16 protein-coding genes and 1 pseudogene are annotated in these 14,700 nt (G+C 67.8%); 3 read left to right on the forward strand and 14 right to left on the reverse strand.

The genetic code is table 11. From position 1 onward, the window contains the following. Positions 1-236 precede the first annotated feature (236 nt). Together F1643_RS08705 and F1643_RS08710 are read left to right on the forward strand one after the other, a co-directional pair. Positions 237-1,067, forward strand: coding sequence for a folate-binding protein YgfZ (locus tag F1643_RS08705; protein ID WP_255542569.1), 831 nt, complete (start codon positions 237-239; stop codon positions 1,065-1,067). A gap of 94 nt (positions 1,068-1,161) precedes the next feature. Further along, positions 1,162-1,758 carry a PRC-barrel domain-containing protein gene (locus tag F1643_RS08710; protein ID WP_194912616.1) on the forward strand — a complete coding sequence of 199 codons (597 nt, stop codon included), beginning with the start codon at positions 1,162-1,164 and terminating at the stop codon, positions 1,756-1,758. 207 nt (positions 1,759-1,965) lie between these two features. Here the strand turns inward: F1643_RS08710 and F1643_RS08715 are convergent, their stop codons facing one another. Genes F1643_RS08715 through crcB form a run of 4 tightly spaced genes read right to left on the reverse strand, consistent with a single transcriptional unit; the run spans position 1,966 to position 4,816 of the window. Beyond that, on the reverse strand, positions 1,966-2,661 hold the full coding sequence (locus F1643_RS08715) for an ATP12 family chaperone protein (RefSeq protein ID WP_194912617.1): 696 nt from the start codon (positions 2,659-2,661) through the stop codon (positions 1,966-1,968). Positions 2,662-2,664: 3 nt separating this feature from the next. Continuing rightward, positions 2,665-3,351, reverse strand: a complete 687-nt coding sequence (locus F1643_RS08720) for an HAD-IA family hydrolase (RefSeq protein WP_194912618.1) — start codon at positions 3,349-3,351, stop codon at positions 2,665-2,667. Then, positions 3,351-4,415: an RluA family pseudouridine synthase gene (locus tag F1643_RS08725; RefSeq protein ID WP_194912619.1), complete on the reverse strand. Its 1,065-nt coding sequence runs from the start codon at positions 4,413-4,415 to the stop codon at positions 3,351-3,353. The genes F1643_RS08720 and F1643_RS08725 overlap by 1 nt, the downstream gene beginning before the upstream one ends. Beyond that, entirely contained in the window at positions 4,415-4,816 is a 402-nt protein-coding gene (gene crcB / locus F1643_RS08730) for a fluoride efflux transporter CrcB (protein WP_194912621.1), read from the reverse strand. Before crcB ends, F1643_RS08725 begins: the two co-directional genes overlap by 1 nt. A gap of 109 nt (positions 4,817-4,925) precedes the next feature. On the opposite strand from crcB, the gene F1643_RS08735 reads away from it, so the two are divergent. Further along, positions 4,926-5,516: a cysteine hydrolase family protein gene (locus F1643_RS08735; protein ID WP_194912622.1), complete on the forward strand. Its 591-nt coding sequence runs from the start codon at positions 4,926-4,928 to the stop codon at positions 5,514-5,516. A 144-nt stretch (positions 5,517-5,660) separates the two neighbouring features. Here the strand turns inward: F1643_RS08735 and F1643_RS08740 are convergent, their stop codons facing one another. The 10 genes and pseudogenes from F1643_RS08740 to mce all read right to left on the reverse strand — a co-directional run bounded on the left by F1643_RS08740 (position 5,661) and on the right by mce (position 14,639). Beyond that, positions 5,661-6,854, reverse strand: a complete 1,194-nt coding sequence (locus tag F1643_RS08740; RefSeq protein WP_194912624.1) for an IS4 family transposase — start codon at positions 6,852-6,854, stop codon at positions 5,661-5,663. 106 nt (positions 6,855-6,960) lie between these two features. Beyond that, on the reverse strand, positions 6,961-7,818 hold the full coding sequence (locus tag F1643_RS08745; protein WP_194912625.1) for a dienelactone hydrolase family protein: 858 nt from the start codon (positions 7,816-7,818) through the stop codon (positions 6,961-6,963). A gap of 109 nt (positions 7,819-7,927) precedes the next feature. Beyond that, complete coding sequence (locus tag F1643_RS08750; protein WP_194912626.1) at positions 7,928-8,668, reverse strand: ABC transporter ATP-binding protein; 741 nt, start codon at positions 8,666-8,668, stop codon at positions 7,928-7,930. Next, positions 8,661-9,908 carry a lipoprotein-releasing ABC transporter permease subunit gene (locus tag F1643_RS08755; RefSeq protein WP_194912627.1) on the reverse strand — a complete coding sequence of 416 codons (1,248 nt, stop codon included), beginning with the start codon at positions 9,906-9,908 and terminating at the stop codon, positions 8,661-8,663. The genes F1643_RS08750 and F1643_RS08755 overlap by 8 nt, the downstream gene beginning before the upstream one ends. 125 nt (positions 9,909-10,033) lie before the next feature. After that, positions 10,034-11,347, reverse strand: coding sequence for a proline--tRNA ligase (proS, locus tag F1643_RS08760; protein WP_194912773.1), 1,314 nt, complete (start codon positions 11,345-11,347; stop codon positions 10,034-10,036). A gap of 245 nt (positions 11,348-11,592) precedes the next feature. Continuing rightward, positions 11,593-11,958, reverse strand: coding sequence for a hypothetical protein (locus F1643_RS08765; protein WP_255542570.1), 366 nt, complete (start codon positions 11,956-11,958; stop codon positions 11,593-11,595). An 8-nt stretch (positions 11,959-11,966) separates the two neighbouring features. Further along, entirely contained in the window at positions 11,967-12,869 is a 903-nt protein-coding gene (locus F1643_RS08770; protein ID WP_194912628.1) for a hypothetical protein, read from the reverse strand. 477 nt (positions 12,870-13,346) lie between these two features. Continuing rightward, positions 13,347-13,923, reverse strand: a pseudogene (locus F1643_RS08775) (DNA-3-methyladenine glycosylase I). Between the two features lie 22 nt (positions 13,924-13,945). After that, a complete protein-coding gene (locus F1643_RS08780) occupies positions 13,946-14,200 on the reverse strand; it encodes a DUF1467 family protein (RefSeq protein ID WP_194912629.1) in 255 nt (84 codons plus the stop codon). Positions 14,201-14,234: 34 nt separating this feature from the next. Next, a complete protein-coding gene (gene mce, locus F1643_RS08785; protein WP_194912630.1) occupies positions 14,235-14,639 on the reverse strand; it encodes a methylmalonyl-CoA epimerase in 405 nt (134 codons plus the stop codon). Positions 14,640-14,700 lie beyond the last annotated feature (61 nt).

Consider the following 14,700-nt stretch of genomic DNA (forward strand, 5'->3'; position numbering starts at 1 on the left):
CATGCCACAGTCCGTGACGGCAACCCAGCCTTTCGCCCGGGGGGCTGTTGCGTTGCGGCAGACCCTTGCCAGCCGGCCCGTTCGGACCAACACTCCAGACGGTCGGCAGTTCGGCCGATCGGACAGGGTGGAGGCAAGGATGTCGGCGGGTTACGCGGTGCTGGACCGGCGGAGCGTGGTGGCGGTGACGGGGGAGGACCGCAAGGCCTTCCTGCAGGGGCTGGTGTCCCAACGACATGCTGCGCGTCACCCCGGATCATGCCGCCTATGCCCTGTTCCTGACACCACAGGGCAAGTTCCTGCATGATTTCAGTGTGGTCGAGTCGGGTGCGGATGCCGCCGCCGCGCTTCTGCTCGATCCGGAGACGGACCGCCGCGCCGACCTGCTGCGCCGGCTGAAGATGTACAAGCTCCGCTCCAAGATCGCGCTGGAGGACCGGGCCGAGACGCTGCGCGTCGTGGTGGCCTTCGGCGACGGCGCGCTGGCGGCGGTGGGCCTGCCGGCGGAGCCGGGCGCGGCACGGCCCTTCGGCGGCGGGATCGCCTTCACCGACCCCCGCCTGCCGGCACTGGGTGCGCGCCTGTTCCTGCCGGTGGAGGGGCCTGCGGAAGGCATTGCGGCGCTGGAGACAGCCGGGTTGGTGCGACTGGATGCCGCGGCGTACGACCGCCTGCGCCTGTCGCTGGGCGTGCCGGACGGGACCGGCGAGCTGATCCCGGAAAAGTCGATTCCCCTGGAGAATCGGATGGATGCGCTGAACGCCATCTCCTGGGACAAGGGCTGCTACATGGGGCAGGAGCTGACCGCCCGCACCAAGTACCGCGCGCTGATCAAGAAGAAGCTGTTCCCCGCCGCCATCGACGGCCCGGCGCCGGAGCCCGGCACCCCGGTGACGCTGGACGGCAAGGACGCCGGGGAGATCCGCAGCGTCCGCGACGGCTCGGCTCTCGCCCTGCTGCGGCTGGAGGAGGTGCAGCGCGCGGCCGAAAACCGGCTTACATTTCAGGCCGGTCCGGCGACGCTGACGCCTTGCGAACCGGAGTGGGACGCCACCACGAAGGGCTAGTCCCACACCGAAAGAGTTCACGGACGGTGAAATCAAACGGGGCTTGCGCCTGTTGTACCGGTGTCTTTCGACACAACGACAAAGGAGCCACCCCATGCGTCGCACCCTGATCGCCACCGCCGCCACGCTGGCTTTGCTCTCCGGCGCCGCCGTCGCGCAGACCACCTCGCCGACCGTGGGCAATCCGTCCTCGTCGACTTCCAGCATGTCGAACACCGCGTCGCCGGACAGCGCCACCACCGGCGGCACGGCCGGCTCCACGGCGGCCACCAGCGCCACTGGCGGTCAGCTGGCCAGCGCCGAGGAACTGATCGGCAAGAACGTCTACGGCCGCGACAACGAGAAGATCGGCGAGATCGACGACGTCATCCTCGACGCCAACGGGCAGGCCAAGCAGCTGGTTGTCAGCTCCGGCGGCTTCCTCGGCATCGGTGAGAAGCAGGTCGCGGTCGACTACACCGCCGCCAACTGGGATTCGCAGAACAACCGCCTGAACCTGGCCGGCATGAGCCGCGACGACGTGAAGGCGATGCCGGAGTTCAAGTACGACGACACCATGACGTCGCTGAACAAGAACCGGAAGCCGGCCGAGGACGAGAAGATGGCGCCGGGCGCCGCCCCGACGGGCGGCTCGATGGGCACCACCGGAACGACCGGGACCGGCACCACCGGCGGCAGCACGGCGCAGTAAAGGTCGTCGCGGTCTCCGGGGAGTTAGACCCCCACCTAACCTCCCCCGCTGGGTGGGGGAGGGACTGCCGCCACTCTCCCGGATCAGCACTTACCCCCTCCCCCGCCCAGCTCTCGCACAAAGCTGCGCTTTGTGCTGACGCGACAGGCGGACCGTAGGTCCGCTGAGAGCGGGGGAGGGTTGGGGTGGGGGTCTAACTCGGCACCCTCACCCCCGCAGCAGATCCACGAACCGCCGGCAGGCCACGATCTCCGCACGCACGTTCGCGCGGCGCTTCGTGGCCTCGGCGTCTTCGCCCCATTGTTCGATCTGATAGGTCTCGTCCAGCTGCGAGACCTCGAAGGCCTCTTCCGCACCGATGCGGCCTTCCAGCAAAGCCAGCGCCACGATGATGGAGCCGCAGACGCCGGTCGTGGTCTGCAGCGCCGACAGGTACCAGTCGTCCGTCCGCTCCACCACCCGGCGCAGGGCGGCCAGCGCCTCCTCCGGCTGAGGCTTCGGCATCAGGCCGGCGCAGACATGGAGCGGCGCGTCGTAGGAAAGCGCCGCCCAGTCCAGCAGCGGCTGCCACAGCTGGGCCTGACGGTCCACCAGCGGCTGCGGATGTTCGGCGCGGTAGCACAGCAGGTCGGTGCCGGCATAGGCGCTGATGGCCTGGACGATATCGGGCCGCTTGGCCGGGATCAGGTCGACGGCGGTGCTGGACAGCTGCATCAGCGGCATGGAATGGGCGTCGATCTGGTCGCCCTGCGCCGCCCATTCGTCAGCCACCCCCTGGGCCAGCGGCCGGCTGGGGAAGACCAACGGCGCCTTGGCCGGGCTGCGCACCGGACGGCCGTCCAGTTCCACCCGGAAACCGCCCTCGGTCTCGCCGACGCCTGCCGCCTTGTAGAAACGCTTCATCGCTTACCCTTCCAAAAGCTCCAGCACCGCGGTGGCGACATCCCGCCCGCGGTGAACGATGCGGTCCGCCCCGGCGCGCTCCAGCTCCGGCACCGCATGATAGCCCCAGGAGACGCCGACCGACCGCACCCGCGCGTTGCGGGCCATCTGAATGTCGTAGGTCGTGTCGCCGATCACAACCGTGCCTGCCTCTTCCGCGCCGGTCTCGGCCAGCGCGCGCTGGACCATGTGCGGGTTCGGCTTGCCCGGGCCGACATCAGCGGTCTGCAGCGTGACGAAGCGCCCGGTCAACCCATGCCCCTTCAGCACCGCGTTCAGCCCGCGGCGCGACTTGCCGGTCGCGACGCCCAGCAGGACGCCCGCCTCCTCCAGCGCCGCCAGCGTGTCGACGATGCCGGGGAACAGCGGCTCGTCCACATCGCCCCGGCCGCGCGCGGCGGAGAAGGCGCGCTTGTAGCTCTCGGCCACTGCGACATGCGCTTCGGCGTCGTGCGTCGGCAGCAGCAGGGCCACCGCCTCGACCAGCGACAGCCCGACCATGCGGCGGACCGCCATCGGGTCCGGCTCGCCCAGCCCATGCTCGGCCCACGCCTGGGTCATGGCATCGATGATGGCGAACTGGCTGTCGACCAGCGTGCCGTCGCAATCGAACAGAGCCAAGCGCAGGGGCGACCTGCCTGGAACCGCCATCACTCGAAATCCTCGAACGGATCGTCGCGCAGGTTCGGGCTGAAGCCGAAATACTTCCAGGTCGCCTGCATGTGGTCGGGCAGCGGAGCGGTGACGTCGATGGTCTTGCCGCCGCGCGGGTGCGGCAGGATCAGCCGGCGCGCATGCAGGTGCAGCTTCTTCGTCACCTCCGCGCCGGCCAGGAAGGCGCCCTGCCCGGCATATTTGCCGTCGCCGAGGATCGGCGTGCCCACCGCGGCCATATGCACTCGCAACTGGTGGGTGCGGCCGGTCAGCGGCCACATGGCGACGAAGGCCGCCTGCTTGCCGACATTCTCCTGCACCGAATAGACGGTGACGGCGCGCTTGCCCTCTTCCTTGTTCTCCGCCACCCGCTCGCCATGCGGACCGCCTTCCTTGGCCAGCGCGAGGTCGATCTTGCCCTGGTAGGGCGTCGGCACGCCCACTGTGACGGCCCAATAGATCTTGCGCACGGCGCTGCCGCGGAACAGCTCCGTCAGCTTGCTGGCGGCGAAGGTGGTGCGGGCCAGCAGCAGCACGCCCGAGGTGTCCTTGTCCAGCCGGTGGACCAGCTTCGGCCGTTCGTTGCCGTCGAAGCGCAGGGCATCCAGCATCGCGTCGAGGTGCTTGGAGGTGCCGGTGCCGCCCTGCACGGCCAGCCCGGCCGGCTTGTTGATGGCGATCACGTCGGCGTCGCGGTAGAGCACCAGCGCCTGCAGCTCGGCGATCTGCTTGTCCGACATGCCCTTGGGCTTGCCCGCCCCAGGATTGGGGCCCTTGACCGGAGCCGCCCAGGCGGCAAGCGGCGGAATGCGCACGCCCTGCCCTGCCACCAGCCGCGACGACGTCTCCGCCCGCTTGCCGTCGATGCGGACTTGGCCCGTACGCAGCAGCTTCTGCAGATAGCTGTGGTTCACGTCGGGGAAATGCCGCTTGAACCAGCGGTCGAGCCGCATGTCGGCCTCGTCGGCGGTGACGATGCGGGTTACGACCTTGCTGTCGCCCTTGGATTCGGTCGACGCGGTATCGGCGTGATCGTCAGCGGGATTGCGAGAGTCAGTCATCAGAGGGACACCGAAACAAGAGAACGCACGGCCCACAGGCCGGCAAAGAAGCCCACCACGCTGAACAGCGTCGAGGCGAGGAAGTATCCCGCCGCCGCGGCGAACTCGTCACGGGCGACGAGAACGCCGATGTCCAGCGTGAAGGAGGAGAAGGTGGTGAAGCCGCCGAGCACGCCGACCAGCAGCAAGGCGCGCAGCTCCGGCGAGGGCGACCAGGTCAGTGCCGCCAGTTCCGACAGCACGCCCATCACCGTGCAGCCGATGACGTTGACGACGATCGTCCCCACCGGGAAACGGATACCGACCCACTGCATGATCGCCAGCAGCATCAGATAGCGCGCCACCGATCCGGCGGCACCACCGACGGCGACGGCAAGCAAGGACAAGGGGGATGCGAGCACGGCGCCTCCGGTTCAGCGCAGGACGGTGGGAGTGGGGATCGAGCGCCGGATTAGAGCCAGAAACCGCGCCACTTGTCACGCGATGGACAATGGCGGCAGGATCGTCGGCATGGAAACGCTCCCCCACGACGCCGCCCTGCTGATCGTCGACCTGCAAAAGGCCATCGACGATCCGCGCTGGAGCCGCATCGGCCCGCGCAACAACCCGCAGGCCGAGACCAACATCGCCGCATTGCTGGCCGCGTGGCGGCGGGAGGGGCGGCCCATCGTCCATATCCGCCACGATTCGGTGGAGCCCGACTCCACCTACCGTCCGGGCGGCCCCGGCCATGCCTTCAAGGAGGAGGCCATGCCAGTTGCGGGGGAGACGGTGATCGGAAAGCGGGTGAACAGCGCGTTCATCGGCACGGGCCTGGACGAGTGGCTGCGCGGTCGCGGCATCGGCACGCTGGTGGTGTCCGGCGTCATCACCAACAACAGCGTCGAGGCGACGGTGCGGGTGGCCGGAAACCTGGGCTACGACGTGCGTCTGGTCGCCGACGCCTGCTTCACCTTCGCCAGGATTGACCGCTCGGGGAGATTGCGCACCGCGGACGAGGTCCACGACCTGTCGCTCGCCAACATGGACGGCGAATATGCGACGGTGGTGGAGACGGCGGAGGTGTTGGGAGAGGTGTCGGCTTCGAGCGCCCCCACCTAACCTCCCCCGCCCAGCGGGGGAGGGTTAGGGCATAGGCGCTAACATGCCGGCCCGCTTATGAAAGGATGCGGTATAGTTTCGGTCTGGCGTTTTCGTCGTCTGGGCGGGTCGGCGATGTGTCGGGTGAGCCACGGTGCCAGTGGATCAAGCGACGGCCAGTGGAATGGCCCGAACACTGCCAAGCACAGGCTGTGGGCCAAGAGCGCGAACATGCGCCACAGGGAGAACCCCTGCGGCATGCGCGGGCTGCCCAGGGGGGAATTGCGTCGCCGCCCTGGCAACTTTATCCTCGATGAGCAGCGCTGCGATCAGCATGGCGTAGATCCAGGCGGTCGCGGTTGCCGGGGTGCGTACCGGCACCTCGCCCAAGGCGAGCAAGGTTTTCCAGCGTTTGATCGCCAGTTCCACCTGCCAGCGCAAGCGATAGGCGGCCAGCACCGCCGCCGCATCGAACGCGGCGGCCGGCAGCGAGGTCAGCAGCAACACCCAGTCGGCCGCCTCCAGCGAGCGCGCGTCGGGCGTCTTGCCCTTGCGTTTGGCGGTCTCGCGCACCCGGCGGCGCGCTTGTTCGCACGCCGCCGCCGGCTTGCGCCCGGCGACCAGGCGCAGGTGCAGCGGCGGCAACGCCGGCTGGTGGTCGTCGACGACCACATCCCAGGCTCCCGCCGGGCCGTCGAGCCGCCGCAAGGCGTCGAACAGATCAAAGCGCCCGCCCGCCGGGGTCAGCAGGCGCGCCGCCGCCCAACTCGTCCGCACGATGAGGTCGCCGCCCGCCGCCAGATGGCCGCGCAGTTCGCGTGGATGCGGGTAGCCGGCGTCGGCCAGCACGACGGTGCCGGGCAGCGGCGGGGCAAAGCGGCCCAGCCGTTCGCCGCCGTGCCCATCGGTGAGGCTGGCTTGGCACATGCACCCGCGCCCGAGGTCGTAGCTCAGGTGCAGCCGCCAGGAGGTGCCGGAGGCGCCAGGGACGCTGAGCGCGGTGGCATCGACCAAGCGCAGTTGGTACCCGGGCCAACGCGGCGGCACCGCGGCACGCGCCGCCAACAGCGCACCGGCGATCTCACCCAGCCACGCGCCAGCGTTCTGGAAGCGCTTCTCCCAGGCAGGGTTGGAAAGCCGGGCCACACCGATCTCCGCCGCCCAGGCGCAAGTCTGGCGCAAGGACAGCCGGCACACCGCAGAGGCCAGACAGAGGCGAAGAAGCACCGCGGCGCTCGGCACGCCGCGGGCTTGGCGGAAGGCCCCCGTCTCGGCTGCGCTCGCCTCAAGGTCGATGACCGAGCGGACCAGCGTCTCAACCGCACGCCAGGGGGCATCGGTGGGATCGGTCGCAAACATCCCGGAAAAACAAAGCCCGGGGCAATTCCTCACGCCCAAACCATCTATCGCAACAGTCTCATGTTAGCGCCTATGGGAGGGTTAGGGTGGGGGTCGAACTCCGCGCCTAAGCCAGCTTCGCCTTCAAGAACTCCACCGTCCGCGTCCAGGCGAGGTCAGCGGCCTCCTTGTTGTAGCGTTCGGCTGACGTGTCGTTGTGGAAGGCGTGGTTGACACCCTCGTACATGTGGATCTGATGTTCGACGCCGGCCTTCTTCAGCGCCTCGTCGTAGGCGGGGATGCCGGCGTTGATGCGCTGGTCGAGCCCGGCGTAGTGCAGCATCAGCGGCGCCTTGACGGTGGTGACCAGCGCCGGGTCGGGTGCCGGGCCGTAGAAGGCGACGCCGGCCTTCAGGTCGGGTGCCTTCAACGCCAGCCGGTTGACCATGCCGCCGCCCCAGCAGAAGCCGACGGCGCCGACCTTGGCCGAGGAATAGCGATAGGCCATCAGGTAGCTCATCGCCGCAACGAGGTTGTTGACCGTCTTGTCGGCGTCGAGCTGGCCGATCATGTCGCGGGCTTTGTCCGGGTCCTGCGGCGTGCCGCCCAGCGGCGACAGCAGGTCGGGCGCGAGCGCCACGAAGCCTTCGGTGGCGAGACGGCGGGTGACGTCCTCGACATAGGCATTCAGGCCGCGGTTCTCGTGGATGACGATCACCGCCGGGGCCTTGTCCGAGAGTTTCGGCCGGGCGAGATATCCGGCAACGTCGCCGGTCGCCCCCTGGAAGCTCACCTTTTCCGCCGCCAGACGGGTGTCGTCCTCGCCGACGATGGCTGCATGGGCATAGTTCGGCTCGATCGCCGACAGGATGGCCGGGATCGCCGCCGCACTGCCGGCCAGCGCCGCCAGCCGCTCCAGGAAGACGCGGCGCGGCAGCGGCGCATGGGTGTATTCGTCGTAGAGGTCGATGATACGCTGGTCCATCCCCGATGCCCCCTGTTCTTGCGTACGCCGCAGCTCAGCCGGTGCGGTCGCGCTTGAGAGTGGGGGCACGGCACCGGCTTGGCAACCGGAGGGACGACGCGCTTTCGGCCTATGACGCGTCCGGCACAGCCTCTGCCAGCGGGACCAGTTCAGACGGCTGGTATTCGACCAGCCGCCCGTCGCGCATCTCCAGAACCCGGTCCATGCGGCGGGCGAGGTCCAGATTGTGCGTCGCGACCAGGGCTCCCACCTTGGCCTGCCGGACGATGGCCGACAGCATGGTGAAGACATGCTCCGCCGTGTGAGGGTCGAGGTTGCCGGTCGGCTCGTCGGCGATCAGCAGCGACGGGGCGTTGGCCAGCGCGCGGGCGATGGCGACGCGCTGCTGCTCGCCGCCCGACAGGCGGGCCGGGCGGTGGGTGCCACGCTGTTCCAGCCCGACCATGCGCAGAAGCTCGTCCGCGCGCTGGCGGGCGACGGACTTCGGCACGCCGGCGATCATCTGCGGCAGCACGATGTTCTCCCGCGCCGAGAATTCCGGCAGCAGGTGGTGGAACTGGTAGACGAAGCCGATGGAGCGGCGCCGAACCTCGGTCCGCTTGCCGTCGTCCAGGTTCGACACGTCGGTGCCGGCGATGCGCACCGTGCCGCTCGTGGGCCGTTCCAGCAGGCCGGCGATGTGCAGCAGCGTCGACTTGCCGGCACCCGAGGGGCCGACCAGCGCCACCAGTTCCCCGGCGCCGACGGTCAGCTCGACCCCGCGCAGCACCTCCAGAATCTCGCCCGCCTGTTCGAAGCGGCGGACGATGCCCTTCAGTTCCAGCATCGGCTGCATGACCGCGTCACTCATAGCGCAGCGCCTCCACCGGATCGAGCCGGGCGGCGCGCCAGGACGGGTAGATGGTGGCGGCGAAGGACAGGCCCAGCGCCATCAGCGTCACCTGCACCACCTCGCTCCAGTCGATCTTGGCCGGCAGGTGGGAGAGGAAATAGATCTCGGCGTTGAACAGGTTGGTGCCGGTCAGGCCCTGGATCACCTGGCGGATGCTCTCGATGTTCAACGCGAAGGACACGCCCATCGCCAGCCCCAGCAGCGTCCCCGTCACGCCCACGCTGGCCCCGGACAGGAAGAAGATGCGCATGACCATGCCGCGCGTCGCCCCCATGGTGCGCAGGATCGCGATGTCGCGCCCCTTGTCCTTCACCAGCATGATCAGGCTGGAGATGATGTTGAAGGCGGCGACCATGATGATCAGCGACAGGATCAGGAACATCACGTTGCGTTCGACCTGCAGCGCGGTGAAGAAGCTGGCGTTCGACTGCTGCCAGTCGACCACCCGCCCTTCCCCGGCCACCGCCGCCTGGACGGCGGCACGCGCGGCCACGATCTGCATCGGGTCGTCGATGAAGACTTCCAGCGATGTCACGGCGTCGCCGGTGCGGAAGAAGGCCTGCGCCTCCTCCAGCGGCAGGAAGATGAAGCTGTTGTCGTATTCGAACATGCCGACGTCGAAGATGGCGCCGACGGGATAGCTGCGCATCCGCGGCACGGTGCCGAAGGCGGTGACGTTGCCCTGCGGCGCGATCAGCGTGATCTGGTCGCCGACGCTCAACCCCAGCCGCTGGGCCATGCGCGATCCGATGGCGATGCGGTCGTCCCCGAACTCCTCGACCGAACCGCGGATGACGTTGTTGGCAAGCGTCGGCCGCATCTTGAAGTCTTCCGCCCGCACGCCGCGGATGACCGCGCCCGACGCGACGCCGCGCACCGACACCAGCGCCTGGCCTTCCACCGTCGGGGTGACGGTGTTGACGCCCGGCGTGTTGCGCAGCTTGCCGGCCAGGATGTCGAAGTCCGGCAGCGGCCCGCCGCGCATGTTGTAGACGTTGAGATGCCCGTTGAGGCCGAGCACGCGGCCCAGCAGCTCCGCCCGGAAACCGTTCATCACCGCCATCACGATGATGAGGGTCGCGACGCCGAGCGCGATGCCCAGCAGCGAGAACCCCGCGATGACCGAGATGAACCCTTCCTGGCGGCGCGCCCGGAGGTAACGCATCGCGACCATGCGTTCGAAGGCGTTGAAGATCATGCGGCTGGGGTCCTGTGGGTGGGCGGAAACGATGCCCTACATGGGAACGTGAGCGTGGCGGAAAAAGGGCAAAGCCCGGATCGCCGCCGTCACGGCGATCCGGGCCTCCTCACGGGGTAAGCCGATCAGCCCAGAAGCTTCGCCAGCGCCGCCTCGACGGGCAGTTCTTCCTTCTCGCCGGTGGCGCGGCGCTTCAGCTCGACCACGCCGTTCTTCAGGCCGCGCGGGCCGACGACCAGTTGCCAGGGAACGCCGATCAGGTCCATGTCGGCGAATTTGGCGCCGGGACGCTCGTCGCGGTCGTCATAGGCGACCTCCAGGCCGGCGGCCTCCAGCTTGGCGTTCAGCTCGGCGCAGACGCGGTCGGTCTCTGCGTCGCCGGACTTCAGGTTGATCAGGCCGACGTTGAAGGGCGCGACGGCGTCCGGCCAGATGATGCCGTTGTCGTCGTGGCTGGCCTCGATGATCGCACCCATCAGGCGCGACACGCCGATGCCGTAGCTGCCCATCTCCACCGGGATCGACTCGCCGTTCGGGCCGGCGACCACCGCGTTCATCGGCTTGGAATATTTGGTGCCGAAGTTGAAGATGTGGCCGACCTCGATGCCGCGGGCCGACACCAGATCCGAGTCCGGCGCCGGGCTGTTGGCCGGGTCGTGCTTCTCGTCGGTCGCCGCGTAGATGGCGGTGACGCGGTCGAAGAATGGCTGCAGGTCGTCCTCCATGCCGGGGGCGTCCTTCAGCACGTCCAGGTTCATCCAGTCCTTGTGGCAGAAGACGCCGCTTTCGCCGGTCTCCGCCAGGATGATGAACTCGTGGCTCAGGTCGCCGCCGATGGGGCCGGTGTCGGCGCGCATCGGGATCGCCTTCAGCCCCATGCGGGCGAAGGTGCGGAGATAGGCCAGGAACATCTTCTGGTAGGAACGGCGGGCGCCGGCCGCGTCGATGTCGAAGGAATAGGCGTCCTTCATCAGGAACTCGCGCCCGCGCATCACGCCGAAGCGCGGGCGGATCTCGTCACGGAACTTCCACTGGATGTGGTAGAGGTTCAGCGGCAGCTGGCGGTAGCTCTTGACGAAGGAGCGGAAGATGTCGGTGATCATCTCCTCGTTCGTCGGGCCGAACAGCATCTCGCGGTCATGGCGGTCGGTGATGCGCAGCATCTCCTTGCCGTAATCGTCGTAGCGGCCGCTCTCGCGCCACAGATCGGCCGACTGGATAGTCGGCATCAGCAGTTCCTGCGCACCGGCGGCGTCCTGCTCCTCGCGGACGATCTGCTCGATCTTGCGCAGAACCCGATAGCCCAGCGGCAGCCAGGCATAGATGCCGGCGCTGGTCTGGCGGATCATCCCGGCCCGCAGCATCAGGCGGTGCGAGACGATCTGCGCCTCGGTCGGGGTCTCCTTGAGGGTCGGCATGAAGAAGCTGGACAGCCGCATGGCTCTGCTCTCGTGTGCGAGGTGTTCGACAAGGCCGCGCGGACATGCTCCTTTTTCGAACGGGAGCGGACTCGGGCGGCGGGTGAGCGACTTTAGGAAGGTCGCCCGCACTTGTCCACTGTAAGCCCCCGCTTCCTCCTCGACCGCGCCCGGCCGGCTACCGGTGCGGCAATAGGCGTAGAGGCGGTCCTCCACCCCCGGATCGATCGGCTGGCCGTTGAGATAGAGCCGGTCGCCGACCACGCTCAGCCAGACCGAAGTGACGTCGTCGGCAGAAACGGCACCGACGGCAGGGCGATGCCCATCCGCCGGGCGAGATCGACCGACAGCGGCAGGTCAATGGGAACCGGCGGCTGCGCGCCCGCGGTGCCCGGCAGGTCGGCCGGCACCACCGGGCGGCCGTTCACATCCACCCCCGGCCGGTATTCCACGTCGGCGGCCGGCACATGGCGGGTCAGCCGCTGGCACAGCGACAAATCGATCACCGGCCGCTCGCGGGCGGCATCGGGGGTCAAAGGGATCGGACCCGGCAACTGCGGCTGCGATTGCGCCGATGCGGTTCCGGCCGCAAGAACCAGCAGGCACGCGGTCAGGCCGGCGCGCAGGGCCATTGGCGCCGTCACAGCGTGTGCCGCTCGGCCAGCATGGCCGGGTTGCGCATGGCTTTCCAATAGAGCGACAGGTAGGGCATCCCTTTCTCCGCCTCCTCCTGGGTCCGCGCCGACTGGCGGATGTATTTGCCGATGAAGGGCTTGTTCACATGCTCCAGGTCCACCGCGGCCTTCAGCACCAGGAACTCGCCGATCTTGTCCGGCAGATTGTAATGCCATTTCTGCAGGCAGTCGGAGGTCACGCCCGGCTTCGCCTGTTCCGGTTCAGGTAGATAGAATTCCTGGTGGTGATACTGCAAGATCTCCTTCCACGCCTGGGCGACCCGACCGGGTTTCAGCCGCGGCAGGGCCTTCAGGATGCGGACATCGTCGTGGAACAATGGCAGGAAACCGCGCTTCTCCGCCAGTTCGGTCAGCATGATGTGCAACCCGGCCATCACGCCTCCCTCCGCACCACCGCCCTGGCCGCTGTCGGACCTCTCCTCGCGCTTGCGGCCGAACAGGGCGCTGAAGAAGCCCTTCTTCGGCTTGGCGCCGCCACCGGCGCCGCCGCTGTCCTGCCCGACCTTGCGCTCGTCCCACAGCGAGTCCCAGGCATATTCCCAGGCGGTGAAGATGGCGTTGGAGCGGTCGTCGAGGACGGTCAGCAGATACTCGCGGCCTTCCCGCGCCCAATCGACGTCGCCGACGATGGCGCGGACCGGACGGCGGCTGAGCACCACCGGCAGGATGCCGACGCGTACGAGATCCTGGTAGAACTCGACGAAGGATGGCGTCTGGATGAACGGCAGCATGGAGCAGGGCTGCTGATCCGGCGCCAGCAGCTCCATGCTTTTTCTGGTCCGCTCCAACAGTTCGGTCGTCAGAACCGCGGCGAACTGATCGAACCGTTCGTTTTCGTTCGCGGTCATCGGCGCCTCGACTGTCGTCCTTCTTCTGACGCCCGCCGGAACGGACGAATGACCGGCTGGGCCGATCGGTCAATGCGGACGGCCATCCAGGCGGCGCGTGCCTCCGGGCGGCGTTCTTGCGTCCATTCTCGCCGGATAGGGGGAAACCCGGAGGCGGAGTTGGCCCGGGCAACGCTACCAAGGAAACCGTTAACGTTTTCTGGACCTGCAGAGGAAATTTCCTGTCCACAGGCAAACAATCGCCATCGCGGATAAAGAAAGGCCGCGCGGCGAATGCGGCGCGGCCTGTCGAGTTTAGGGAGGAATCGCCACCAGGCGTCGGAAAGGGAGGAAGGTCCTCCCTCGTCACATGAAAAGAGTGAACCCGTGCCGCAGCCATGGCAAGCCCAAAACAAAGGCAATACCCTGCCATGCTCAAAGTTTTTGCATTTTTGCCCAGCCTTTCAGCGATTGCCGCCGTTCTGACCGGATCTTTGCCTACTTCATGGGCTCATACCCGCGATAGCCGCCGTCCACAGCGGTTTTCCAGGGCGGACTCTGGGCCAGAACGATGGCGTGGACCGGGCAATCGGGCTGGTGCGCACCCGGCAGGTAACCCAGGCTCATCAGAAAACTCGCCGACGATCTCGCCGCCTGTAAAGCGGAAGGTTCGGCCGAACAGCTTCACCCATTCCGCCTTGGTCAGGGGGTGGTGAGCGCGCAGCCAACCGTGGAAGGAGCCGTGGGTCTCGCGCAGGGCGATGATCCGGCGGGCATTCTCGATCACCGCATCGACCTTCAGACGGTTGCGGACGATACCGGCGTCGGCCAGAAGCCGCGCCCGCTCCGCCTCGCCATAGGCGGCGACCCGGTCGATGTCGAAATCGTCGAAGGCGGCGCGGAACGCCTCACGCTTCTTCAGGATGGTCAGCCAGGACAGACCGGCCTGGTTTATCTCCAGCACCAGCCGTTCGAACAGCACCCGGTCGTCGCCGCTCGGGAAGCCGTATTCGCCGTCATGGTAGGGGCCGTGGTGGGGATGGCCGGGTGCGGCCGCGCAATAGGTCAGGCTCACCCGCCGTCTCCTCTCCGGTCGGTCAGTACATGTGCCGCGCCATCTCGCGGAAGGAGATGATCCCGGTGCGCTCCACGCCGAAGATCACCAGCCACACCAGCAGGGCGACCACCGACGTGATCATGAACTTGCGCAGGATGCGCGGTTCGACGGGGGCAGAGGAGGCCATGCCGGGTTCCGGTTCGTCCGGCGTCCGGACACCCCAGGGCAGCACCCCGAACAGCACGACCCACCACACGACGATATAGACGAAGACCGCCGTCACCCAGTTGTCCATCGCCCTCTCCGCACTCAGGTCCGCTCAGACCGGATCAGGCCTGCTCCAGTTCCACCAGCGTCCCGCAGAAGTCCTTGGGGTGCAGGAACAGGACCGGCTTGTCGTGGGCGCCGATCCTGGGTTCGCCGTCGCCAAGCACACGGGCGCCCTGCTCCTTCATCCGGTCGCGGGCGGCCAGGATGTCGTCCACCTCGTAGCAGATGTGGTGGATGCCGCCGGACGGGTTCTTTTCCAGGAAGCCGGCAATCGGCGACTTCTCGCCGAACGGATGCAGCAGCTCGATCTTGGTGTTGGGCAGGGTGACGAAAACCACGGTCACGCCATGCGGCGGCAGATCCACCGGCTGAGACACCGCCGCACCCAGCGTGTCGCGGTAGAGCGCCGTCGCCGCCGGCAGGTCCGGAACGACGATGGCGACGTGGTTGAGCTTTCCGATCATGCGTGTCCTCTCGCTGGCTGTCCGTTTGGCCCGTTAGCGGGCTCTGATAAGCCTGTTATAC

This window comes from Azospirillum sp. INR13, assembly GCF_015390205.1.
In the GTDB taxonomy this organism is placed as follows: domain Bacteria; phylum Pseudomonadota; class Alphaproteobacteria; order Azospirillales; family Azospirillaceae; genus Azospirillum.